The sequence below is a fragment of the Yoonia maritima genome, from assembly GCF_043641945.1.
In the GTDB taxonomy this organism is placed as follows: domain Bacteria; phylum Pseudomonadota; class Alphaproteobacteria; order Rhodobacterales; family Rhodobacteraceae; genus Yoonia; species Yoonia maritima_B.
The window spans coordinates 90,301-114,176 of record NZ_JBHZRX010000002.1 but is presented as its reverse complement, the minus strand read 5'-3'; the positions used below and the strand labels follow the sequence as shown (position 1 = coordinate 114,176).

22 protein-coding genes and 1 tRNA gene are annotated in these 23,876 nt (G+C 54.3%); 15 read left to right on the top strand and 8 right to left on the bottom strand.

Annotated features, from left to right (window positions below; all coding sequences use genetic code 11):
• The 3 genes from cysS to ACHUEV_RS04110 are packed head-to-tail and all read left to right on the top strand — an operon-like array spanning position 1 to position 3,853.
• On the top strand, positions 1-1,434 hold the full coding sequence (cysS, locus tag ACHUEV_RS04120; protein WP_394177797.1) for a cysteine--tRNA ligase: 1,434 nt from the start codon (positions 1-3) through the stop codon (positions 1,432-1,434).
• Positions 1,434-3,053 carry a citramalate synthase gene (gene cimA / locus ACHUEV_RS04115; RefSeq protein WP_394177796.1) on the top strand — a complete coding sequence of 540 codons (1,620 nt, stop codon included), beginning with the start codon at positions 1,434-1,436 and terminating at the stop codon, positions 3,051-3,053. The genes cysS and cimA overlap by 1 nt, the downstream gene beginning before the upstream one ends.
• Positions 3,054-3,085: 32 nt before the next feature.
• Complete coding sequence (locus tag ACHUEV_RS04110) at positions 3,086-3,853, top strand: squalene/phytoene synthase family protein (RefSeq protein WP_394177795.1); 768 nt, start codon at positions 3,086-3,088, stop codon at positions 3,851-3,853.
• Here the strand turns inward: ACHUEV_RS04110 and ACHUEV_RS04105 are convergent.
• Genes ACHUEV_RS04105 through cobA form a run of 3 tightly spaced genes read right to left on the bottom strand, consistent with a single transcriptional unit; the run spans position 3,850 to position 7,267 of the window.
• A complete protein-coding gene (locus tag ACHUEV_RS04105) occupies positions 3,850-5,067 on the bottom strand; it encodes an MFS transporter (protein ID WP_394177794.1) in 1,218 nt (405 codons plus the stop codon). The two genes, ACHUEV_RS04110 and ACHUEV_RS04105, sit on opposite strands and share 4 nt — an antisense overlap.
• Before the next feature lie 42 nt (positions 5,068-5,109).
• Positions 5,110-6,357, bottom strand: coding sequence for a cobyrinate a,c-diamide synthase (locus ACHUEV_RS04100; protein WP_394177793.1), 1,248 nt, complete (start codon positions 6,355-6,357; stop codon positions 5,110-5,112).
• 58 nt (positions 6,358-6,415) lie between these two features.
• Positions 6,416-7,267 carry a uroporphyrinogen-III C-methyltransferase gene (gene cobA / locus ACHUEV_RS04095; protein WP_394177792.1) on the bottom strand — a complete coding sequence of 284 codons (852 nt, stop codon included), beginning with the start codon at positions 7,265-7,267 and terminating at the stop codon, positions 6,416-6,418.
• Between the two features lie 97 nt (positions 7,268-7,364).
• Between cobA and ACHUEV_RS04090 the strand changes: the two genes are divergently transcribed.
• From ACHUEV_RS04090 to ACHUEV_RS04045, 10 genes are all read left to right on the top strand, one after another.
• The gene (locus tag ACHUEV_RS04090) at positions 7,365-8,411 is read left to right on the top strand and encodes a cobalt-precorrin-5B (C(1))-methyltransferase (RefSeq protein ID WP_394177791.1); all 1,047 of its coding nucleotides are present in this window, start codon (positions 7,365-7,367) and stop codon (positions 8,409-8,411) included.
• Positions 8,408-9,130: a cobalt-precorrin-6A reductase gene (locus ACHUEV_RS04085; RefSeq protein ID WP_394177790.1), complete on the top strand. Its 723-nt coding sequence runs from the start codon at positions 8,408-8,410 to the stop codon at positions 9,128-9,130. Before ACHUEV_RS04090 ends, ACHUEV_RS04085 begins: the two co-directional genes overlap by 4 nt.
• Positions 9,112-9,756 carry a DNA-3-methyladenine glycosylase family protein gene (locus tag ACHUEV_RS04080; RefSeq protein ID WP_394177789.1) on the top strand — a complete coding sequence of 215 codons (645 nt, stop codon included), beginning with the start codon at positions 9,112-9,114 and terminating at the stop codon, positions 9,754-9,756. Before ACHUEV_RS04085 ends, ACHUEV_RS04080 begins: the two co-directional genes overlap by 19 nt.
• Positions 9,753-10,421: an alpha/beta hydrolase gene (locus tag ACHUEV_RS04075; RefSeq protein WP_394177788.1), complete on the top strand. Its 669-nt coding sequence runs from the start codon at positions 9,753-9,755 to the stop codon at positions 10,419-10,421. The genes ACHUEV_RS04080 and ACHUEV_RS04075 overlap by 4 nt, the downstream gene beginning before the upstream one ends.
• A 93-nt stretch (positions 10,422-10,514) precedes the next feature.
• Positions 10,515-11,237, top strand: coding sequence for a GGDEF domain-containing protein (locus ACHUEV_RS04070; RefSeq protein WP_394177787.1), 723 nt, complete (start codon positions 10,515-10,517; stop codon positions 11,235-11,237).
• A 138-nt stretch (positions 11,238-11,375) separates the two neighbouring features.
• Positions 11,376-11,963 carry an HNH endonuclease gene (locus tag ACHUEV_RS04065; protein WP_394177786.1) on the top strand — a complete coding sequence of 196 codons (588 nt, stop codon included), beginning with the start codon at positions 11,376-11,378 and terminating at the stop codon, positions 11,961-11,963.
• Between the two features lie 85 nt (positions 11,964-12,048).
• Entirely contained in the window at positions 12,049-13,503 is a 1,455-nt protein-coding gene (gene zwf / locus ACHUEV_RS04060) for a glucose-6-phosphate dehydrogenase (RefSeq protein ID WP_394177785.1), read from the top strand.
• Positions 13,504-13,550: 47 nt separating this feature from the next.
• Positions 13,551-14,222 (top strand): 6-phosphogluconolactonase, encoded by a 672-nt coding sequence (gene pgl, locus ACHUEV_RS04055; protein ID WP_394177784.1) that lies wholly within the window; start codon positions 13,551-13,553, stop codon positions 14,220-14,222.
• Position 14,223: 1 nt separating this feature from the next.
• Positions 14,224-15,822, top strand: a complete 1,599-nt coding sequence (gene pgi / locus ACHUEV_RS04050; protein WP_394177783.1) for a glucose-6-phosphate isomerase — start codon at positions 14,224-14,226, stop codon at positions 15,820-15,822.
• A gap of 36 nt (positions 15,823-15,858) precedes the next feature.
• On the top strand, positions 15,859-16,317 hold the full coding sequence (locus tag ACHUEV_RS04045) for a prepilin peptidase (RefSeq protein ID WP_394177782.1): 459 nt from the start codon (positions 15,859-15,861) through the stop codon (positions 16,315-16,317).
• Positions 16,318-16,339: 22 nt separating this feature from the next.
• On the opposite strand, the gene ACHUEV_RS04040 is transcribed toward ACHUEV_RS04045, so the two are convergent.
• The 4 genes from ACHUEV_RS04040 to ACHUEV_RS04025 all read right to left on the bottom strand — a co-directional run bounded on the left by ACHUEV_RS04040 (position 16,340) and on the right by ACHUEV_RS04025 (position 20,312).
• Entirely contained in the window at positions 16,340-16,690 is a 351-nt protein-coding gene (locus ACHUEV_RS04040; protein WP_394177781.1) for a RidA family protein, read from the bottom strand.
• 26 nt (positions 16,691-16,716) lie between these two features.
• Positions 16,717-16,790: transfer RNA gene (locus ACHUEV_RS04035), tRNA-Gly, on the bottom strand.
• Positions 16,791-16,850: 60 nt separating this feature from the next.
• Positions 16,851-18,140, bottom strand: a complete 1,290-nt coding sequence (locus ACHUEV_RS04030; RefSeq protein ID WP_394177780.1) for a class I SAM-dependent methyltransferase — start codon at positions 18,138-18,140, stop codon at positions 16,851-16,853.
• A gap of 138 nt (positions 18,141-18,278) precedes the next feature.
• Positions 18,279-20,312 (bottom strand): ASKHA domain-containing protein, encoded by a 2,034-nt coding sequence (locus ACHUEV_RS04025; RefSeq protein WP_394177779.1) that lies wholly within the window; start codon positions 20,310-20,312, stop codon positions 18,279-18,281.
• A 177-nt stretch (positions 20,313-20,489) separates the two neighbouring features.
• On the opposite strand from ACHUEV_RS04025, the gene ACHUEV_RS04020 reads away from it, so the two are divergent.
• Both ACHUEV_RS04020 and guaB read left to right on the top strand, forming a co-directional pair.
• Positions 20,490-21,005 carry a helix-turn-helix transcriptional regulator gene (locus ACHUEV_RS04020; RefSeq protein WP_394177778.1) on the top strand — a complete coding sequence of 172 codons (516 nt, stop codon included), beginning with the start codon at positions 20,490-20,492 and terminating at the stop codon, positions 21,003-21,005.
• 449 nt (positions 21,006-21,454) lie between these two features.
• Positions 21,455-22,903, top strand: coding sequence for an IMP dehydrogenase (gene guaB, locus ACHUEV_RS04015; RefSeq protein WP_394177777.1), 1,449 nt, complete (start codon positions 21,455-21,457; stop codon positions 22,901-22,903).
• Between the two features lie 91 nt (positions 22,904-22,994).
• Here guaB and ACHUEV_RS04010 read toward each other — a convergent pair whose 3' ends face one another.
• Entirely contained in the window at positions 22,995-23,729 is a 735-nt protein-coding gene (locus ACHUEV_RS04010) for a hypothetical protein (RefSeq protein ID WP_394177776.1), read from the bottom strand.
• Between the last annotated feature and the right edge of the window lie 147 nt (positions 23,730-23,876).

The window sequence follows — 23,876 nt, the reverse complement described above, 5'->3', positions numbered from 1 at the left end:
ATGACTATTATCCGGCTGCAAAATACAAAGACCCGCAAACGCGAGGAATTTGTTCCCATCGATCCAAAGAACGTGCGGATGTACCTGTGCGGCCCGACGGTCTATGATCGTGCCCACCTAGGTAATTCGCGCAATGTTCTCGTGTTTGACGTGCTGTTTCGCTTGCTGCGCCATGTTTATGGTGCGGATCATGTGACCTACGTGCGTAACTTCACGGACGTGGATGATAAGATCAACGCACGCGCCGCCGAAAGTGGTCGCGAGATTGGCGATATCACGGCTGAAACCATCGGTTGGTATCATGATGATATGGATGCGCTGGGTGCCATGCGTCCGACGCACGAACCGCGCGCGACTGACTACATCGCTGAAATGATCGCGATGATCGAAGACCTGATCGACAAGGGGCATGCATATGCCGGCGATGGTCACGTGCTGTTTGCCGTCGAAAGCTATGATAAATACGGTTCACTTTCTGGCCGGTCGCTGGACGACATGATCGCTGGTGCGCGTGTTGAGGTGGCACCCTATAAGCGTAATCCGATGGATTTCGTGCTGTGGAAACCATCAGCTGATGGCGTGCCGGGGTGGAGCAGCCCTTGGGGTTATGGCCGTCCGGGTTGGCATATCGAATGCTCGGCCATGTCTTATGATCTGCTGGGCGAGAGCTTTGACATTCACGGTGGCGGCAATGATCTGCAATTCCCGCACCACGAGAACGAGATCGCCCAAAGCTGCTGCGCCCACCCAGAAGGTGAATTTGCACGCTATTGGATCCACAATGAAATGCTTCAGGTCGAGGGCAAGAAGATGTCCAAATCTTTGGGCAATTTTTTTACCATCCGCGACCTGCTGGATCAGGGTATCCCCGGTGAAGTGATCCGCTTGGTGATGCTGGGTACACATTACGGAAAAACCACCGACTGGACCGAATCTCGCCGGGCAGAGGCCGACGGAACGCTGCGTAAATGGTACGGCATTTTGCAGGGGCACGGCTTTGGTCCTGATCTGATCAAGGCGTTGCAGGCTGATGGCAAATGGGAAGCTGATGCTGAATTTATCGGTGTGTTGGGCAACGATCTGAATACACCCGGTGCACTGGCACGGCTGCATGTTTTGTCTAAGGGCAAAACACCAGCAGCACTTGCAGGTTTTGCGCATGGTTTGGAAATGCTGGGGCTCGTCAATGATTGGTCTGACATCCCGATGTTTGACGGTGGCGAGGCGGGACCTGATGTCGCGCCAGCCGTTGCGGCACGTGTTGACGCGTTGCTGGCGGATCGTGCGACAGCGCGCGCAAACAAAGATTGGGATCGTGCAGATGAGGTCCGTGATATCCTGAACGCCGCAGGTGTAGAGGTCACTGACGTGGGCGGGCAGGCGACTTGGGCACCCGGTCCAGATTTTGACGCGGCTAAGCTGGGGGATCTGTGATGACTAAAGAACGTCTTTACCTATTCGACACGACGCTGCGCGATGGGGCTCAGACCCAAGGCGTACAGTTTTCTGCGGATGAAAAGCGTCAGATCACAGCGGTTCTAGATAAACTGGGTCTCGATTACATCGAAGGCGGATGGCCAGGTGCGAACCCGACCGATACCGAGTTCTTTGCCGATGTGCCGGAAACGCGCGCGACGATGACAGCTTTTGGGATGACCAAACGGCTAGGTCGGTCAGCAGAAAACGACGATATTTTGGCCGGTGTAGTGAATGCCGGGACGTCTGCCGTATGTTTGGTTGGCAAATCGCATGACTTCCATGTGACGACCGCGCTTGGCATCACTCTGGAAGAAAACACTGAAAACTTGCGCGCGAGCTTTGCCTATTTGAAAGAACGCGGGCGCGAAGGGCTGTTCGATGCGGAGCATTTCTTTGATGGCTATAAATCGAACCCCGCTTATGCGCTCGAGGCTATTCATGCAGCCTATGGTGCAGGGGCGCGCTGGATCGTACTGTGTGACACCAACGGTGGCACGCTACCGCATGAGGTGACCGAGATTGTAACCGCTGTCATTGCAAGTGGTATTCCGGGCGATCACCTTGCGATTCATACGCATAACGATACTGAAAACGCGGTTTCTAACACGCTGGCCGCTGTTATGGCTGGCTGTCGTCAGGTGCAGGGCACGCTGAACGGTTTGGGCGAACGTTGCGGGAATGCCAATCTGACCACGCTGATCCCGACGTTGTTGTTGAAAGAACCATTCGCGAGCCAGTTTGAAACGGGTGTCAGCCTTGATGCGCTGAAAGGACTGCGTAAGGCGTCACGTATGCTGGATGACATCTTGAATCGCGTTCCTGCGAAACAGGCGGCCTATGTTGGGGCGTCCGCCTTTGCGCATAAGTCTGGTTTGCATGCTTCGGCCATCGCCAAAGACCCGTCGACCTATGAACACATCGATCCAGCAGCCGTTGGCAACAGTCGTATCGTGCCGATGTCCAACCAAGCAGGGCAGTCGAACCTAAAGGCGCGTTTGGCCGACGCAGGGATCGAGGTCGAACTGGGAAATCCGGCGCTCGCACGGATTGTTGAGCGGATCAAAGAGAAAGAATCTCAAGGGTTTTCTTATGATACCGCGCAGGCCAGCTTTGAATTGCTTGCCCGCGAAGAACTGGGCAGGTTGCCTGAATTTTTTGAAGTGAAACGCTATCGCGTGACGATTGAGCGTCGCAAAAACAAGCGCGGCAAGATGGTGTCTTTGTCAGAGGCGGTGGTGGTGACCAAGGTCAATGGCGAACGGTTTCTGAACGTATCAGAAAGCCAAGGCCCGGATGGCAGTGACCAAGGTCCAGTCAACGCGCTATCGCGTGCATTGTCCAAAGATTTGGGCCCTTATCAGCAGTATATCGAAGATATGCAGCTGGTTGATTTTAAGGTGCGTATCACGAATGGCGGCACCGAGGCTGTGACACGGGTAATCATCGATTCAGAAGATGCTCAGGGAAGACGTTGGTCGACTGTCGGCGTCAGCGCCAACATCGTAGATGCTTCGTTTGATGCGCTGGTTGATGCGATCAATTGGAAACTGATCCGTGATGGCGCGAAGGTCTGATTTTTGAGTATTTTTGGCAAGATGATAGTGCGATGAGCCTGAATGCGTGTGCCGCTTTGGTCGAAAAGGCTGACCCAGAACGTTTCCGCGCGACGATGGCGGCACCTGTTGCTGCGCGTCGTGTGTTGTTTCCGCTCTACGCCTTTAACGTTGAGGTCGCACGTGCGCCTTGGGTGACAGAAGAGCCGATGATCGCAGAGATGCGATTACAATGGTGGCGTGACGCGCTTGAGGAAATTGCGGGTGATGCGAAACCACGCAAGCACGAAGTTGTTGACGCCTTGGCTGAGGTTTTGGATGTCGAAGGTGCGACGCTATTGGATGGTTTGATCGCAGCGCGTCGTTGGGATATTTATAAAGACCCATTCGAGGATACAGCGCACTTCGATAGCTATATCGATGCCACATCGGGACATCTGATGTGGACTGCTGCGCGTCTTTTAGGACAGGGCGATGAATCTGTTATCCGGGATTTTGCCTATGGTGTGGGGGCCGCCAATATGTTCCGTGCCATTCCTGACCTAGAAGAACGGGGGCGCAAGCCACTGTTGGATGGCTCCGAGTCGGGTGTACTTGCCCTTGCGCAAAGTGCAGAGGCACGGCTGACAGCAGCGATTAAGAAACGGAAGACTATCGCGGTTGATGCTGCGCCAGTTTTGTACGCGGGATATCTGGCCCGCCCCGTTCTGCGGCAAATTCACAATGAGCCGGGCAAAGTTGCACGTGGCGCACTTGGGTTGCCGCCATTGCGCGAACACTTGCGGTTTACCAATGTCGCGCTGCGCGGATGGTGGCGTTAGGCCGCTGTCGTCGGCTGTCGCACGAGCCAGATCAGCGATCCGCCTGCAAGTACGAGGAATGGGATCATAGCGAGATTCACTGCGGTCCAGCCCTCGACTGCGGTACCGCCTGAACAGTTCATCAGTCCGCCGGACGCAAGCGACGCGATTGTCACCATCCCAAAGACGATCATGTCGTTCATACCTTGGACCACACCGCGTTCTTCCGGGCGGTGTGCACCAGCGAGCATTGTTGTCGCGCCGATAAAGCCAAAGTTCCAGCCAAGCCCTAGTAGGATTAGTGCTGCGTAGAAGTTGGTGAGGGTCACGCCAGATAGCGCGACAACGCCAGCACCAGCAAGGATTACGAGACCGGTCGCGACGATGCGTTCTACCCCAAAGCGTGCAATCAGATGACCGGTAAAGAACGAGGGTACAAACATGGCCAACACGTGGGCAGATACAATGTCATTGGCGTTGTTTTTGTCAAAGCCACATCCCACAACTGCAAGCGGGGTTGATGTCATCACAAGGTTCATCAGCGCGTATGATACCATGCCGCAGATGATGGCGACCATCACGCGAGGTTCGCGCAACAATTCCAGCCGACCACGCCCAACAGGTGCGTCGACTGCTGTTGGGGTGCCGTTTGTTCCCTTGGGCAGGTCCAGAAAGAAGAACAGCAACATACCACCCAGGTTCAGAGCAGCGACCGCAAGGTAGCTGCCAAGGAATGGCACGGCATAAGCGTCTTGGACGACTTTGTTCAGCTGTGGTCCGATGATTGCGGAAAGCAGCCCGCCCGCCATGACGTATGAGATCGCCTTGGGGCGGAATGCATCGGACGCGGTGTCAGTGGCGGCAAAACGAAAAAAACCCTGTGCCGACATATAGATGCCGGTGAAATATGATCCTGCAAGGAGGATCGGAAAGGATGCGGTGTAAAGACCATAGGCTGAGATCAGTGCGCCAATAGCACCCGCGAATGCCCCAATGAAAAATCCAAAACGCCGACCATTACGTTGCATCAATGGACTTAGCCATGGTGCCGTTGTCATGGATCCAAAGACGATGAATGAAATCGGTAGGGTCGCAAGGCATGGGTTACTCGCGAGCATCCCACCGGCAAGCCCGCCAATGACGAAAATCATTGGCATTTGGGCGCCCAGGATTGCTTGGGCCATGACCAGAACGGCAACGTTCCGTTTCGCGCGGGTATCGTTTGTATAATCCATACTCGTATCGGTAAGCACCGAATAGGGCAGTGGCAATGCCCTTTATGTCGCGTCAATCAAATGCGCGAATGAACCTGATACATTGTCACGGATGAGCCCCATTGGCGAAAGGTCGTTGCCCTCGGAGTCTTGGGCTTGGAACAGCGGAGTGCCTTCGGCGCGCACTGTGGTCGCGTAGTGGAATTCATGGCCTGCCCATCTGCCTTGCATCGGACCGTGCGACCCTTGCAGTTGACGGTAACCCAAGTGCAGTTTGCGTGTGGCGAACGACGTTTCTAACTCCAGTAGCCCGGCCATTTTATGGGTGACACCTTCTGCGTCGATCAATGCTTGCCCTAACACCATATACCCCCCGCATTCGCCAAAAATCTGGGCGGTTGTGGTGCGTAGGCTGTTCAGGAACTGCTGGCAGTTGGCCAGCCGTCCGGCGTGAAGCTCTGGATAGCCGCCGGGCAGGTAGATGAAATCTGCCTTTGGGGCAGGTTCGTCAGCGAGTGGCGAGAAAAACGAAAGTGATGCACCAGCCCTGCGCCAGTCATCCAAAAGATGTGGGTAGCAAAAGGCAAAGGCTTCGTCTTTGGCGATTGCGATCGTCTGGGCAGGGGGAGGGATTGTTGCGGCCTTACAGGGCGGAAGTGGCGAGCTATGAAGTTTTATTAGCGCGTTGAGATCGACCGAAGCGGCAACAAGGTCTGCTGCGGTATTCAGATATGCTTCGAGGTCAGGTCGTTCTTGTGCCTGAACAAGGCCGAGATGTCTTGATGGTTGCGTCAATCCGGCTGCGCGCGGAACTGCGCCAAAGACTGTTACTCCTGACAGTGCACGCCTTAGCATGGCTTCGTGACGCGGAGAGCCGACGTTGTTTAAGATGACGCCTGCCACGTTCAGTTCTGGGTCATGATTAATAAACCCTTGCGCAAGGGCTGCGACTGACCCAGCCATCCGGCCTGCGTCAATCACCAAAACGACAGGAAGGTTGAGGATACGTGCGACGTCTGCGGTTGCGCCTTTGCTGTCTGGTGGTGCGCCGTCGAACAGGCCCATCGCACCTTCGACAATCAAGGGAATGTCGCCAGCAGCGAGCGATTTGATCCGGGCCGGTGACATTGCCCAAGCGTCAAGATTTAGACAGGGCTGGCCACATGCCGCTTCATGAAATCGCGGGTCGATATAATCGGGGCCGGATTTTGCAGCACATACGGGCGTTGTTCGGCTGATAGCCCGGAGAAGCCCAAGCGTGATGGTTGTTTTGCCGCTGCCCGATGACGGTGCGGCAATCACAAAGCTCATGACTGGCTGAGGCGTTGCGCTGCCTCCGGCGGGAGTATTTTCGGCAAGATGATAGGCATCAGGCTGTTTCTGCGGGGCGGCCGCGCCCTAACGGGTCGAGGTTGCGCGGTGGCTTTCCTTCGGCCATGCCTTGCCAGTCGAGGACTTGGCGCATGAGAACGGATTTGCCGACGCAGATGATCGCCGGTGGCTCTAGACCGGATTTGGCGATGTCGTCGACCATTGTTCCAAGTGTCGTTTCGAGCACCTGCTGATCTTGGGTGGTTGCAGAGGTAACCACGGCAACGGGTTCGTCCGATCCGCGCCCCGCATCCAGTAGCTTGGATGCGATCTGGGCGATGTGTTTCATTCCCATGTAGATCACGAGGACTTGGGAGCCTTTGGAAATGCTTTCCCAGTCGAGCGAACCCGGAGTGTTACCTGACTGATCGTGACCGGTCACAAAAGTGACTGACTGATTTACGTCTCGGTGGGTGACTGGGATGCCGGCATAGGCCAGCCCGCCAATACCCGCTGATATACCCGGAATGATCCGTACGGGGACGTCATGTTGGATGAGAGTTTGTGCCTCTTCTCCGCCGCGGCCAAAGACAAAGGGATCGCCGCCTTTGAGCCGGAGTACTTTTTTGCCTGCGCGGGCCAGATCGACCAATTGCAACGAGATATCGCGTTGTTTGGCTGACGGTTTTCCGCCGCGTTTACCTGCGTAGATGTGTTCGGCCTGCGGTGCCCAGTCCAAAATAGCCTCTTGGACGAGCGCATCGTAGATGACCACATCTGCTTGGCGTAAAGCGTTGGCCGCGTGCAGCGTCAAAAGGCCCGGGTCGCCGGGGCCCGCGCCACAGAGCCAGACCCAGCCGGGTTCCATTTGCGGCCATGCGAAGGAGGGAAGATCAGGTGTATGCGTCATGCGCCCTTTATGCCGTTGAACGCGAGGCTTGGAAAGGTGCCAAACGACCAACGATTGCGGATTGGCGGCATCGCGATGCCCGCCTATAGTCGCACTGATGACAAGGAAACCAACCGGAGAGTTGCGCCGTGGCTGGACCACAGGTGCCTGTGCGACTGCCGCTACAAAGGCGGCGTTGAACCAGCTTTGGGGTGGCGCGTTTCCGACCGAGGTTGGGATCACCTTGCCGAAGGGTGAAAAGCCTGTGTTTCCGTTGGCGTTGGCTGAAGCAGGTGAAGGCTGGGCGCGTGTTGGCATAACGAAGGATGCTGGCGATGATCCGGATGTGACACATGGTGCATTAGTCGTCGTTACCGTCCGTCAGTCGGATGGCGGTATTGAGTTTCAGGCCGGGCAGGGCGTAGGGGTTGTGACCAAACCGGGTTTGCCAATCGCCGTAGGTGAACCAGCTATCAATCCGGTGCCTCGCCAAATGATGTGCGCCGTAGTTGACGAAATGTCGAAGCAATATGGTCAATCGCCAGATGTGCAAATCGAAGTGTCGATACCAGATGGTGAGACCATTGCGCAAAAGACGTGGAACCCACGGCTGGGCATTCAAGGCGGGCTTTCTATCCTTGGAACAACTGGCGTTGTCCGCCCGTTTTCATGCGCTGCTTGGATTGCGTCGATCCACCGGGGTGTCGATGTGGCGCGTGCGGGTGGTCTGACTCATGTCGCCGGATGCACTGGTGCCACGTCAGAACGCACAGTGCAGGCGCTTTATAGTTTGCCTGATCACGCTATGCTGGACATGGGTGATTTTGCGGGTGGCCTGCTAAAGTACTTGCGCAAGCATCCCGTTGATCGCGTGACCATCGGCGGCGGCATCGGAAAAATGGCAAAGCTGGCTCAAGGCGCGATTGATTTACACTCTTCACGGTCACAGGTGGATTTTGATGTTCTGGCTGATTGGGCCGGAAACCCGCGTATTAGTGGTGCGAACACAGCGCTGGAAGCCTATGAAATTGCAGGTGCGCCACTCGCTGCCCGCATCGCACAACAGGCCCGCGATAAAGCCCAGGCCGTGGTCGGTGATCAATGTTTAATTGATACAGTTGTGATCGACCGCGCTGGAAAGATAATTGCAAAGGCACCGGAATGACCTTGTTGATACTTGGTGGGACAGGCGATGCCCGGCGATTGGCAGAGGCCTTGCAGGGAACCGACGCTATTATTTCTCTAGCTGGGGCGACACGTTCGCCCGACAAACTGCCAATGCCAAGCCGCGTGGGTGGTTTCGGCGGAGAACAAGGTTTTCGTGACTATTTAACACAGAATTCGATTTCGGCGGTTTTAGATGCAACCCATCCATTCGCCGATCGCATCACAACACGAACGGCACGTGTTTGCGCGGATATTGGAATGCCTTACTTGCAGCTGTTACGCCCAGGCTGGTCGGCGGAACCGGGTGACGACTGGACCGAGATTGCGTGCGAAGAAGATGCAGTTGACCACATTCCGGTGGGGGCAACCGTGTTTTTGGGGACTGGGCGTCAGACGCTTGATCGTTTCGCCAATCTTGAGGCCAGGGAAGTGATCTGCCGGCAGATTGACCCGCCAAGTGACCCGTTTCCGTTCAAAGGTGGGCGTTTTTTAGTGGGGCGACCTCCGTTCTCGGTCGAGGATGAGATGCAATTGTTTTTGGCACTGGGCGTTGACTGTTTGGTCGTGAAAAATGCAGGCGGTGCCGCGAGCCGGACAAAGCTGACGGCGGCAAACCATTTGGGTATCCCTGTTCTGATGATAGCGCGACCGCCGCGTGGCGATTGGTCAATTGTCGATAATGTCCAATCTGCGCTGGAATGGGTGAAAGCGTTATGAATGAGCGGGTGATCCATTCGCTTGATTGCGTTGCTGAAGGTGCCGCATGGTTGTGTAATCACGAGCCCCGCTTTGCTATAGCGATGCAGGGGGTGCCGCCACTTCCGCTTCGGCGAAAGCCCGATGGTTTTGCTGAGTTGCTTAGCGCGATTGTTAGTCAGCAAGTAAGTGTTGCATCAGCAAATGCAATTTGGTCGCGGCTTGATGCGGCAGGGATGGTTACGCCTTCAGCGGTGTCGTCAACGTCAGATGAAGGTCTGCGTGCGCTTGGGTTAAGCCGCCAAAAGGCAAAATACGCCAAGGCTCTAGCCGATGCGCAGATTGATTTCGACCTGTTACGCAAGATGCGCACCGATGATGTCGTCACAACATTAACCGCAGTTTCGGGCATTGGTATATGGACCGCTGAAATCTACGCGATGTTCTCGCTCGGTCGGGCTGATGTGTTCGCACCGGGTGATTTGGCGCTGCAAGAAGCCGCTAGGTTGATTTTTGATCTGGATGAGCGCCCAAAGGAACGCGCCTTGCGCGACTTGGCGATGGATTGGTCGCCGTGGCGATCGGTTGCGGCGCGGATCATGTGGGCCTACTACAAACAAAGCAAACAACGAGAAGGTATCAGATGACTCGGGCACTTGAGGCGCAGCGGCGCGAACCAATTTCGGGCGACATACGGTCCTGCGTGGTATTTCTACACGGCTATGGTGCGAATGCCGCCGATCTGATCGGCCTCGCGGATCCGCTGGGTGAACATATGCCTGATACGCTGTTCATCGCGCCTGACGCGCCAGAGGATTGTGCCGGTTCCCCAATGGGGTTTCAGTGGTTTCCAATCCCATGGATTGACGGTTCATCCGAGGAAGAAAGCCGAGCAGGGCTAGAACGCGCTGCCGCTGATTTGGACGCGTTTCTAGATGGCGTCATGGTCGATGAGGATCTCCTTCCCGAGCAGGTGATCGTGCTAGGCTTTTCGCAGGGTACAATGATGGCGCTGCATGTGGTGCCGCGCCGTGAAGATCCTGTTGCGGGAATCGTCGCGTTCTCTGGTCGGTTGCTTGAGCCCGAGCTCTTGGCGGATGAAGCTCAGTGTCGTCCACCCGTTTTGCTTATTCATGGTGACGCAGACGACGTCGTTCCACCGCAGTCGCTGCCGCAAGCTGCCGAAGCGCTTCAGGGTGCAGGATGGAAAGAGGTATTCGCCCATATTATGAAGGGCACTGGTCACGGGATCGCACCCGACGGTTTACAGGTCGCGCTTGCGTTCATGCGCGATCGTTTTGGCATTCGGTAGTTTTTGTTAGATTATTAGACGCTGTTAACGAAGCCCTTACTGGTCGTGCGCAAGAATGCTTGCGTGCGACTAATATAGCAGGGGTTTTCAAATATGTTCTATCCGCAGGCCTTAGAATTACGCGCGCCTCGTTTTGGGCGGGCGTGGGCGCTGCGGTTGTCTTTATTATGTTTGATCCTAATTGCAGTGGCCCTAGCGCAATCCGCGTATTGGGGGCGATTAAGTGTGGTGCAATACGCACGACCTATTCTTTTTGTCTTGTTCGTCGCGGTGCTGGGCACAGTGTTCTCATACGCGATCACAAAAGTTCGGCATTTAGAGAGTAGAGTCCGCGCTATTGGCGCTTTGGATAATTTGACTGGGCTTCTCAATCGACGGACCTTTTGTGCTGCGGCAACGAGGGTTGTTTCACAAAACGGTGTATTGCTTGTGCTGGATATCGATCACCTGAGTGCAATCAACAGTAACCACGGGCGCGGCGCAGGTGATGTTTGTTTGATGGCGCTGGCGCAGCGTTGCCGCGAATTAACTCGCGATTCTGATGTTATTGGACGCCTTGATGGAGCGGCAATCGCGATCTACCTGCCAGGGGTTCCTGCGGAGGCAGCGAGTGAGATTGCTGAGCGTTTAAAAGACGGTATCCAAGTCTGTACCAGAGGCCAAGTCCTGCGCGCGACCATCTCGGTTGGTGCGGTGGTCGCGCGGGGGCAGCCGTCGATTGAAACGCTTTTGCGTTTTGCTGAACGTGCTTTGGATCGGGCCAAGCTTGAAGGACGGGCACGGGTCATAATGCGTGGTTGGCCAAAAGCGGCCTAGTTAGCCTATATTTTGTACAATTCTCGGTAGATGCTGGGGGTTGTCACATTTCTGACGCGATATATAGTCCTTAGTTAAGAGGACTGCGGGAACGCCGCTTTGCACAGTTCCCGCACTTCGTGGTGTGGGATGTGAGATATGACGCAGGCAGATTTTCGAACTGATTTCGTACGCGAACCCGCAGCGCTAAAGCAGTATCCAGCTTTGGTGCTAAATGCGGATTATCGGCCATTGTCATACTACCCCTTGTCCTTGTGGCCATGGCAGGATGCGATCAAGGCAGCGTGGCTGGACCGTGTCGATATCGTCAGTGAGTACGACGAATACGTTCACAGCCCAACGACAAGAATCCGAATCCCCAGTGTCGTGGTCCTGAAGGATTTTGTGAAACCCCGCAAACAGGTCGCGTTCACACGATTTAATCTGTTCTTAAGAGATTCGTTTTGCTGTCAGTATTGCGGCGCAAAAGGTGATTTAACTTTTGATCACGTCGTGCCACGTGCAGCTGGTGGCGTGACAAGCTGGGAAAATGTTGTCGCAGCCTGCTCACCATGCAATCTGCGGAAGGGGTCAAAGTCTTTAAAACAATGTGGGATGAGCCTGCGCAAGCCGCCTCGGCAGCCTGTGACAGAACAGCTGCATAACGTAGGCCGCAAATTTCCGCCCAATCACCTGCATGAAAGTTGGGTCGATTTCCTTTATTGGGATGCAGAACTAGAAGCTTAAGGCTATCTGGTGCTAGACTTGTTTTGCTTCGCGGGTTAGACACGCGACGTTAGCGCTAACGTACCCAAACTAAGCGGAGTAAGCTATGGTCTCTCGCGTCATTCCCGTTGAAACTTTTGATCTTGTCATCTTTGGCGGGACCGGTGATTTGGCTCGCCGTAAAATTTTGCCAGGCCTGTTCCGCCGCTTCCGTTCAGGGCAAATGCCCGAAGGATCGCGTATTATCGGTGCTGCTCGATCTGATCTGGATCAGGCTGGCTATCGCCAGATGATTGCCGCAGCTGTGGCCGAATTCGGTGGCGAAGAAAAACACGACTCCAAAGGCTTAGAGGCATTTATTGCGACGCTAGACTATGTCGCGATCGACGCCAAAGGCGAAGGTGGCTGGGCTGAGCTAGCGAGTATCGTGCGTAAGGATGTCGTTCAAGCATTCTATTTTTCGGTTGCGCCGTCATTGTTCGGTGATCTGGCCGAACGCCTACACACAAATAGCATTGCGAATGCGCAAAGTCGGATCGTGGTTGAAAAACCGTTCGGCCGCGACCTTGAAACAGCGCGCGCGCTGAACGAGACTTTGGCAACCCATTTCGACGAAAGCCAAATCTATCGTATTGACCATTATCTGGGCAAAGAAACGGTTCAAAACCTGATGGCCGTTCGGTTTGGTAATATGCTGTTCGAGCCACTTTGGAACAATCACTACGTTGACCATATCCAAATCACAGTGGCCGAGACGGTCGGGGTAGGCGGGCGTGGTGCTTACTACGATAAATCCGGCGCGATGCGCGATATGGTGCAAAACCACTTGATGCAGCTATTGTGCCTTATCGCTATGGAGCCACCGAGCCAATTCGGCGCGGACGAAGTTCGTGATGAAAAGCTAAAAGTAATTCGTGCGCTACAACCCGTCGAACCGCATCATATTGTCCGTGGTCAGTATGATGCCGGATATGATGGCAAAAGCTATCGCGAAGATGCAGAAAATCCCCGCTCGTTCACAGAAAGCTTTATCGCGATGAAATGTGAAATCGCGAACTGGCGGTGGGCAGGGGTGCCGTTTTATTTGCGGACCGGTAAGCGCATGAAAGCGCGTTCTTCGGAAATTACCGTCGTGTTCAAGGATCTTGGGCATTCAATTTTTGAGGGCGACGAGGCACGTCACCGGAATATCCTGTCAATTCGTTTGCAGCCGAACGAAGGCATGGATTTGCAGGTTACCATCAAAGAACCTGGCCCGGGTGGCATGCGTCTAATTGACGTGCCGCTGGACATGTCATTTGCCGATGCGCTTGGCCCTGATGCGGAAGAAGTGCCGGACGCGTACGAACGTTTGATTATGGACGTCATCCGCGGAAACCAAACGCTGTTTATGCGCGGCGATGAAGTGGAAGCTGCTTGGAGCTGGACTGATCCGTTGATCAACGGATGGGAGGCACGCAACGACGTGCCAAAGCTATATGATGCCGGTTCCACTGGCCCAGAAGATGCCATGGCGATGATGCACCGTGATGGTAGAAAGTGGCGCGAAATCAAAGCGTAACGCTTCATATCTAATGCACTAATTGATCTTAAGGAGGGCGCGGCCAGATGAAACTGCTCGAATATCCCGATGCGGAAATGATGATGATGAACTTGGCGGATACTTTGGCGGGAGAGCTAAAGAACGCGTTGCTGACACATGATACTGCGTCGCTTGCGGTGCCGGGCGGTACAACACCAGGGCCCATTTTCGACAGCTTGTGCAGTGTTGATCTGGACTGGTCGCGCGTGCATGTGATGCTGACAGATGAACGTTGGGTGCCCGAAGCTTCTGATCGTTCGAATACGCGTCTGTTGCGCCAGCGCCTGCTCGTCGATCGCGCCGCAGCGGCACAGTACATGCCGCTGTACGCAGACGCGGAAACCCCCGAAGAAAAGCTACCCGAATTGGCAGCCGCCCTTGATCCGGCATTGCCGATTTCTGTTTGCTTGCTAGGCATGGGCGCGGACATGCATACCGCGTCGATCTTCCCCGGCGCAGACCAGCTAGAATTGGCGCTTCACGGCGATGACCGTTTGGTCGCGATGCGCGCTCCCGGTGCGCCAGAACCGCGTATCACGCTTTCGGCGTCTGTCCTGAACGCAGCAATCAGCAGACACATTGTGATCGTCGGCCCTGAAAAACGCGCAGCTCTTGAGCGAGCGCAGACATTGTCGCCTTCAGAAGCGCCCGTCGCGGCAATTTTGAATGGCACGACCGTACACTGGGCGGAGAAATAATATGTGGGAGAAGCTGAAAACCCATCACGCCTCTGTCGTAGATCGTCGATTTGAAACGCTTGTAGATGTAGAACGCGCAAGTGAATTTTCGGCACAAGCCGGGGATATGTTGTTCGACTATGCAAAGACAAACATCGACACGACTGCCCGTGCATTGCTGGTGGAGCTGCTAGAGCAAGCAAATGTTGCTCAAAAGCGTGACGCAATGTTTGCGGGTGCGCCGATTAACGAAACCGAAGGCCGCGCAGTTTTGCACACAGCGATGCGTAACCTTGATGGTGGCCCGGTCAAGGTTGATGGCGCAGATGTTATGCCCGGCGTCTTGGAAACGCTCGACCGCATGTCTGTATTCGCGACCGCTGTGCGCGACGGCAGTTTTGCCGGGCAGGGTGGAAAGATCACGGATGTTATCAACATCGGTATCGGTGGTTCTGATCTTGGTCCCGCAATGGCTGTTAAGGCACTCGCGCCATATCATGACGGCCCACGCTGCCATTTCGTGAGCAACGTTGATCCTGCGGATATTGCAGGCGTGCTACGCGATTGCGATCCAACTACGACGTTGGTGATTGTTGCGTCAAAAACCTTTGCGACTATCGAGACGATGACCAACGCCCGCACTGCGCAGGCGTGGATGGCGCAGTCGGTATCGGATACTGGCGCGCAATTTGCCGCGCTATCGACGGCGGAAGACAAGACCGCTGCATTCGGCATCGATCCTAGCCGCGTCTTTGGTTTCGAGGATTGGGTCGGCGGCCGCTATTCAATGTGGGGCCCGATCGGGTTGTCATTGATGATAGCGATTGGTGACGATGCATTCCGTGCGTTCTTGCGTGGTGGTCAGGCGATGGACGTGCATTTCAAGTCATCGGCATGGGATGAAAACGTACCAGCGCTCCTTGCTCTGGTTGGCATTTGGCACAATCAGATTTGTGGATATTCTACAAGAGCAGTGCTGCCTTATGATAATCTTCTCAGTCGTTTACCGGCTTATCTTCAACAGCTCGAGATGGAGAGTAACGGTAAGGGCGTCAGCATGGATGGCGCTGAACTAGAGGTGCACTCCGGGCCTGTTGTCTGGGGCGAACCGGGGACCAATGGTCAACACGCTTTCTATCAACTGATCCACCAAGGAACGCGCGTGATCCCATGCGAATTCCTTGTCGCGGCGCGTGGTCATGAAGATGAGCTACATCATCAGCACCAGTTGCTGGTCGCCAACTGCCTCGCGCAATCCGAGGCGTTGATGCGTGGGCGGGATCTGGACGAAGCGCGCGGAAAAGTTGCTGACAAATTCGAAGGCGCAGAGCTTGAGCGTCAAGCCAAGCACCGGGTATTTCCCGGCAACCGCCCATCAGTGACAATTGCATATCCGAAGCTGGACCCATTCATGCTTGGTCAGATCATCGCCCTATACGAACACCGCGTGTTTGTTGAAGGTGTCGTGCTTGGCATCAATTCTTATGACCAATGGGGGGTGGAATTGGGTAAAGAGCTGGCGACTGCACTGCAACCTGTTGTCGAAGGGACACAAGCGACCGAAGGCAAAGACGGATCGACAGCCGCGCTTGTGGGTTTCTTGCAAAAGAACGGCGTTTAGCGCAAAGCTGGGTGATCAAAGCAGGAAAGTACTACGATGATCACCCAATATATTCCGTTTGCAATGGCAGCTATCTTAATTGTTGCCCTCATGATCGATGTGCGCACTGCGCGTATGCCAAACTGGCTGACGCTTCTGCCCGTGGTTTTGTTCATCGTGCAGGTTGGTGCATCCGGCATGCCTTCGGCCTTTGCTTGGCAATTGGCGCAAGGGGTTATTGTTTTCGTTCTTGGGATTGCATTGTTTGCAGCGGGCGGTATTGGCGCCGGAGCGGTGAAATTGCTGGCGGGCACTGCTTTGCTTATCCCAACCGCGAACGGTTGGATCGCTCTTGTAGGTTTTTTGGGGGCGGTCTTTGTGGCCTTCCCAATCATCATCATGATCCGAAAGGCTATTGGGTCTGAAGAAAGCAAATGGGCTGTGCTTTCGCGTCAGATCTTGCCGATGAGCCTGCCAATTGCGGTGGCAGGCTTCTTGGGCATGTTCTGGGGTTAGGTGGATCAAGATCCACCCTACGTTAGATCGCAGCTGTTACGATAATCTCGACGTTGTAGTCTGTTGTGGCAAGTTTTGCTTCACCAGTCCAACGAGCGGGTGCGTGCCCTTCGGGAACCCATGCATCCCATGCCGCGTTCATTTCAGCGAATTCATTTGCGATGTCTGACACCCATACTTGCGCTGTCAGAATATTCGTTTTGTCCGTACCAGCCTCGGCCAGAAGGGCGTCAATCTTGGCGAGAATATCATTGGTCTGGTCGGTCACAGATGCGCCGGGAATGCCGACCTGACCGGCCAAATATGCGATGCCATTATGGATCACCAATTGGCTCATCCGGGCGTTTGTGTGCTTACGGGTAATTTCGGGCATCGGGGCCTCTTTGCTGTTGGAAAACATGGAGCGGGTAACGAGAATCGAACTCGTAACTGAAGCTTGGGAAGCTTTCGTGATACCTTTTCACCATACCCGCTCGTGCGCCATCGTCTAAGCCGCGGTGCGGCCTTCGTCAACGGCTATTACGTGGTTGCGTTTACGCGTAAATATCCTCGCGAGTGGCGGGTGGACCTGTTACACCGATACGTCGTTTCGACGCCAGTGTTTGGTAGAGGTTGACCACGTTACGTTGGAAACCAACCTCAAACAGCGCAAAGTAAGCCAACCAGAGACGAACGAGTTCGTCACCCACCAGTTCTTCGGCTTCGACGCGGTTTTCCCATAATTTATCGTGCCAAAGTTCGAGGGTAAGGCGGAAGTGCTCGCGGAGCGATTCAGTGTCGTGTACTTCAAATCCATGGCGTTCAAAGTCTGTGATCGTGCGACCGATATGGTCCAATTCACCGCCCGGGAAAATATATTTGGTGATCGTCTTTTGATAGCCCGTCGGGTGATCAAAGTCGGCCAAGTTGGGCGTTACCCGACGTGTGGATGCTTGGTGTAAGCACAATCCGCCGGGTTTTAGCATACGGTGGATGTTCTTGTAGTAGCTGTCGTAGTTGTCAGCGCCAATATGTTCAAACATCTCGATCATCGAGATTTTATCAAAGTGGTTGCGCTCTTTAAGATCGCGGAAGTCGGTGAGTTCGACGGTAACTTTGTCTTCTAGGCCACGTTGCTTGATCCGTTCATTGACCAACGCGAACTGCGTTTCAGACAGGGTTACGCCCTTGACGGTCACACCGTAAAATTCTGCAGCATGGCAAGCAAGACTACCCCAGCCGCAACCTACATCAAGCATCTGCTCGCCTGGTTTTAGCCGAAGCTTGCGGCAAATATGGTCGAGCTTGTCGATTTGCGCTTGGTCAATATCGTTATCCCAATCCTTAAAGTACGCGCAGCTATAGACCATGCCGCTATCAAGGAAAAGTTTGTAGAAATCGTTAGAGACATCGTAGTGAAATGCGATCATCGCCTTGTCGTCACGTTTGCCTTTTTGGAAACGGTCCAAAAATGCCCGTGGCGAAAACTTTGCGCGTTCTTTGAACACAAATGGCGCCAATGCCTTGGCCAATTTTGCCTTAGAGTAAGACTTGAAAAAATTGAGGATGCTGACGTGGTCAGTCGCCTTAAGCAGTTGCAGCGGGGACGCGTCGGTAATGCTGATGTCACCGCTTCCGTATAGCCCGAATAGCGTTGCGATATTTGGCTTAAGTAACATTTGGCGGATTGTATCCGCAGAATTGATGACCACTTCGATATTTGCTGCATCGGTACGGTTGTAATCTATCGTGGACCCGTCCCAAAGTTTCACCGTCAGGTCGGCTTTGACCGAATCTTTTGCGGCGTTAAGGAGGGTGCTAATCGATTGAAGTTGAGCGCTCAAAATAAATACCTTCTGCTTTGTTGGCCCGAAGTTATCGACGTCGCGTAACCGCGTCCATAGCTTCGGTTCAAAAATAAAAAATGGTGATATTCTATTAGGAAACGTTGAGTAAACTCACGCTGGTCGGCCTTTGCGCTTTTAGCTTGATCGCCGTCTGCGCCGTCCTGAACGGTCGCCACCTGTGTTGTGGTTTACTTGTGGCAATGTGACGATGCTGTTGAGTATCGGGAATGGATCGACCGCATTTGGCATAGCCGAGGCATTCACGAAATGCTCTTGAAAACGCGGTTCGATTGCGGTCTCGATCTTGTGGATTTGCCGCACGGTTTCTTCGATTTCGCGGCGTGCATCAGTATTCAGCAGTGCAATCCGCGCTCCTGTTCCTGCTGCGTTGCCAGCACTGGTCACTTTGTCGAGCGGTGCATCTGGGATCATCCCAAGAACCATCGCGTGTTTGGGGCTGATGTGAGCGCCGAATGCCCCGGCAAGGATAACCCGGTCAACATGGTCGACGCCAAATTTGTCCATCAACAGGCGTGCGCCCGAGTACAATGCTGCTTTGGCCATTTGGATTTGTCGAATATCGGTGTTCGTGACTGTGATTTTTGGCCCATCGTTTTCGGTGCCATCATACAGCAGGTATGAATTCGTACGTCCGTCGGCAAAGCAATTGGGCGATCCGGTTTGTTCAGCAGATCCAATCAGGCCGGGCGCGTCTACGATACCGGCCATACGCATCTCGGCGACGACTTCGATGATGCCGGATCCGCAGATGCCGGTGATCCCGGTTTGCGCGACTTCGGCGGCAAAGCCTTCTTCGTCGGACCACAGATCGGAACCAATGACTTTAAAGCGGGGCAGTTTGGTGACCGGGTCGATTTCGACATGCTCGATCGCGCCGGGCGCGGCCCGCTGGCCTGAACTGATCTGCGCGCCTTCAAACGCGGGTCCTGTGGGTGATGAACAGGCCAGTACCTTTTCACGATTACCCAGCAAGATTTCTGCATTGGTACCAACATCGACGACCAACATCAGGTCATCGGATTTGCCCGGTGCCTCGGATAATGCGACGGCTGCGGCGTCTGCCCCAACGTGACCAGCGATGCATGGTAGCATGTAAACCCGCGCGGCGGGGTGGAGGTTGAGGTCTAGGTCGATTGCCCGAAACGACAGGCTATCGGAGGTCGCAAGCGCAAATGGCGCTTGGCCCAGCTCATAGGCGTCGATCCCAAGGAATAGGTGATGCATCACTGGGTTGCAGACGAACACAGCGTCAACAATGAGCGTGCGATCAATGGCGGCTTCTGCTGCAATCTGTACGAATAGCGCATTCATGCCTTCGCGAACGGCGGCGGTCATTTCGTCGGAACCTGTGGCGTTCATCATCCCATAGCTGACCCGGCTCATCAGGTCTTCGCCAAATCGGATTTGCGGGTTCATGATCCCAGAGGACGCTACGACATCGCCAGTGCGTAAATCGCAAAGGTGTCCGGCAATTGTGGTGGAGCCGAGATCAACGGCAAGCCCGTAAATCGCGCCCTCATAAAAGCCGGGCCAGACATGGATAATACGCGGGCTATAGGTGTCATCGCCTAGGTGCACAGCGACGGTGACCTTCCATTCGCCTTTGCGAAGTGCCGGTTGCAGGGTGCGTAGCACGCCCAAATCGGCCTCGAGTTGCGGTAGCTCCCATTCACGGCGCAGCGCAGCGACAAGACGTTCGAGGTCACCTGATGGGTCGTGCATATCGGGTTCTGCGACTTCAACATAATACAGCCGCGTTGACGGGTTCATGATGATATCACGCGCCTCGGCACGTTTGCGCACGACTTGTTTGTGCACTTGGCTTTCGGCAGGAACGTCGATCACAATGTCGCTTTGCACAGTGGCCTGGCAGCCAAGGCGACGCCCCTTTTTCAACCCACGAATAGTATCATAGCGTTCTTCGACGCTGTTCCATTCGGACAAAGCATCAGGCGCGACAGTCACGCCATGCTTGGAAAACTCACCATAGGACGGGGTGATCTGGCATTTCGAACAAATGCCACGCCCACCGCAGACACTATCAAGGTCAACGCCAAGCTGGCGTGCGGCCGTCAAAACAGGGGTGCCAACCGGAAAGCGCCCGCGCTTACCAGAGGGTGTAAAGATAACAAGTGGATCGGTGCTCATGAACGCGGCCTTGGGTTGTTTGTGCCTAGATACCGTGGTGTGCGGCAAATGTAAGGTCAGAACCCGTCATAATGATTATGTGATGCGTCATGAGCCGTATAGATTTCCGCGTATTTGCTGGATGGACCTTTGGAATAGATACATTGCATAGTCCGCAGTGAAATCAGAGGTGATCCAATGAAGCGTCCTGTTCTATTTGTTATGCTGCCTGCCTTTGCATTCATGCTGGTTTGCGCGCTTGATATCATACGTGAATCGCCGCCTTGGGATATGGTCGATATCGCGCTGGATGTTGCGCAGACTGCGATGCTTGTGTTGATGGTGGTTGTCGTCGCGTGGTCAACGCAGCGGGTGGCGCAGATGCGCGATGATCAACAGGCGTTCCACGACGCAGTTATTCGTAACAATGCCCAAGGAGAGGACTGGCGCGCAGCGCGATCCCAAGAGATCGCGGCGATGAGCGACGCAATCGCGCTTGAGTTCCGTGCTTGGGGCCTGACCGGAGAAGAAATGGACGTGGCCGAACTACTATTAAAAGGCGCATCCATGAAAGAGATCGCGCTGGATCAGCGGACATCGCTTGCTAAAATCCGCGATAGGGCGCAAGCGGTTTACCGCAAAGCTGGCATTTCTGGCCGGATCGAACTCTCGGCGTATTTCTTGGATAGCTTATTTGCCAGCACTGAGGTTTGAATGATCTGACGCCGTGCGTATGTCGCGCTTTCTAGCGCCGCGACGTGCCAAGAATAACCAATAGAAAAATCGACAAGAATGGCGTTATCAGAATTGATATGATGACCCAAAAGATAGCGCTTCTATGTCGGTTCACCGCCATCGTCGCTGGCACCCAGATGCTTAGCCAGAACCACAGAAATACAACAAACAATACTGCTATTAATGAAGCGTTTTCCAAAAGATATCTCCGAAGGACAAGAATGGCGGCTTTGATTTGGGTGAACTAGCATTCATTCTGACCGATTTGTCTACCAGATATGTTTGAAACTTGCTGTACCCATTCGAAAGCAGTGCACGCTTTGCGATTTGTATTTGGTGAAATTGCGCTCTCAACGCTTTGGGGGTTTTGTAAACGCCGTTTCCATGCGATAGCGCAGTGCCAACGATGCCACCCAAGGAGACGGTTGATGGAGATTCGCGAGGCGCTTACCTTTGATGATGTGTTGTTGGTGCCGGGGGCATCAAACGTAATGCCGTCTACGGCTGACACACGCACACATGTAACGAAGTCGATTGCTTTGAATATTCCGGTTTTGTCCAGTGCCATGGACACAGTGACCGAAGGGCGGATGGCGATTGCTATGGCTCAAGCGGGTGGCATGGGTGTTATTCACAAAAACCTGAATGTTGAAGAGCAGTCCAAAGAAGTCCGCCGCGTAAAGCGTTTCGTATCGGGGACCGTCTACAATCCAGTTACTCTGCGCCCCGATCAGACATTGGCGGACGCCAAGGCGCTGATGGAACGCTACCGCATCACCGGTTTCCCGGTCGTGGGCGAGGGTGGCAAGATTGTTGGTATCGTCACCAACCGTGACATGCGCTTTGCGCAAAACGACGATACGCCGATCAGCGTCATGATGACGACCAAGGATCTTGCGATTTTGCAGGAACCAGCGGATCTGGATGAAGCACGTTCATTGATGCAAGCGCGTCGGATTGAAAAACTGCTGATCACTGATGCCGCTGGGAAATTGACTGGTCTACTGACACTGAAGGACAGCGAACAGGCGGTTCTAAACCCGATTGCATGTAAGGATAGCCTTGGCCGTTTGCGTGTTGCAGCGGCATCTGGAGTCGGAGATGCCGGTTTTGAACGCACACAAGCGTTGATCGAAGCGGGTGTAGATATGGTCGTCATCGACACTGCGCACGGCCACTCCGAAGGCGTGGCAAAGGCCGTTGAACGCGCAAAGGCGCTGTCGAATGAGGTCCAAATCGTTGCGGGTAACATCGCAACGGGTGAGGCCGCCAAAGCCCTGATCGGTTCTGGTGCAGATGCGGTTAAGGTTGGGATCGGCCCCGGCTCGATCTGTACAACTCGCATGGTTGCCGGTGTCGGCGTCCCTCAGCTGACTGCGATCATGGATTGCGCGGCGGCTGCGGGCGATATCCCTGTCATCGCTGACGGTGGGATCAAATTCTCGGGTGATTTTGCAAAAGCAATCGCAGCGGGTGCTTCATGTGCAATGGTCGGTTCAATGATCGCAGGCACGGACGAAAGCCCGGGCGAAGTGATTTTGTACCAAGGTCGTTCGTTCAAATCATACCGCGGTATGGGTAGCCTTGGTGCGATGGCGCGCGGTTCTGCTGATCGCTATTTCCAGAAAGACGCGGCCAGCGATAAACTGGTTCCCGAAGGTATCGAAGGTCAAGTGCCTTACAAAGGTTCTGCAAGCGCGGTTGTTCACCAACTGGTTGGTGGCCTGCGTGCCGCGATGGGGTACACTGGCAACGCCACAATTCCAGAAATGCGCAAGAACTGTTCCTTTGTGAAAATCACTGGTGCTGGCCTAAAAGAAAGCCACGTGCACGACGTTCAGATCACACGCGAAAGCCCGAACTACCGGATCGGATAACAATCCTGATCACTTTATACGGCCATTGATCACAATCGCAGGGATCAATGGCCGTTTGTGGCCTAACTTTCGGTGATAAAAGCTAGGCTGATTACCTGAGAAACCCAACTCGTTGTATCGGTGAATCGTAGAGTGTGTCGCGCTTGCGCGCGGCGGTTCGATTTCGGCGCATGGCAAATTTTAGTGCCGCTAGTGCGACCAAGAACAGCCCGACGCAGTTCAAGGTTTGCGCGAATGTCATGCCATCCTGTTCGCGGGGGGCAAGCGCTGCGGCTCTGCCATTCATCCATGGTTCAATATAGAAGAACCGCGATGAACGGCGCAGGTCTTCTTTCTCGATCGCCTCTTCGGCAACGTCGCTGTAAGATACGCTGCTGCGGTAGGCACCGTTAAAGTGAAATACCGGACCTAACTTTCCAAATCCATGCGTGTTTTTGACGATCCACGCCACGAATTCTTCCTTTCGTGCCTGTGGTATTACAATGGCCGCTTTGACTTCGCGCTCGGTGCCATTTGCTTGAGGATCGAAAAGCAGCCACATTACTCTAGCATTTCCGTCCTCGTCTTCGCCGCGATGCAGCATGTAATTGTAGTCGGTGTTGATCTGCGCTGCGATATTAATTTCATCAGCTAGCCCGCGATCATTGGACGTAAAATCACCAAGGGAGATTGGTTTCGGCATAGGTGCCGCGAGCGCCGCCGCCCGATTTTCTGCAGAGGCGATCTGACTGTCACGTGCATTCATTCCGAAATAGACGAAGACGACCGCCAGTACTACATATCCGATAGGGGGCAGTCTGAAGAATAGATAAATTAGATGTTGCACAATTACGCTTTCTTAAACAATTGATGTCGCTAACTTTCACTCAAAACGTGTCAACAATTTGACTTTGAAACTTTGAGTTTTTGCGTATGCGATTTAGTGCAAGGTGGGTTTGATTGTGGGCGAACCGCAGTTATACGCACCGATATC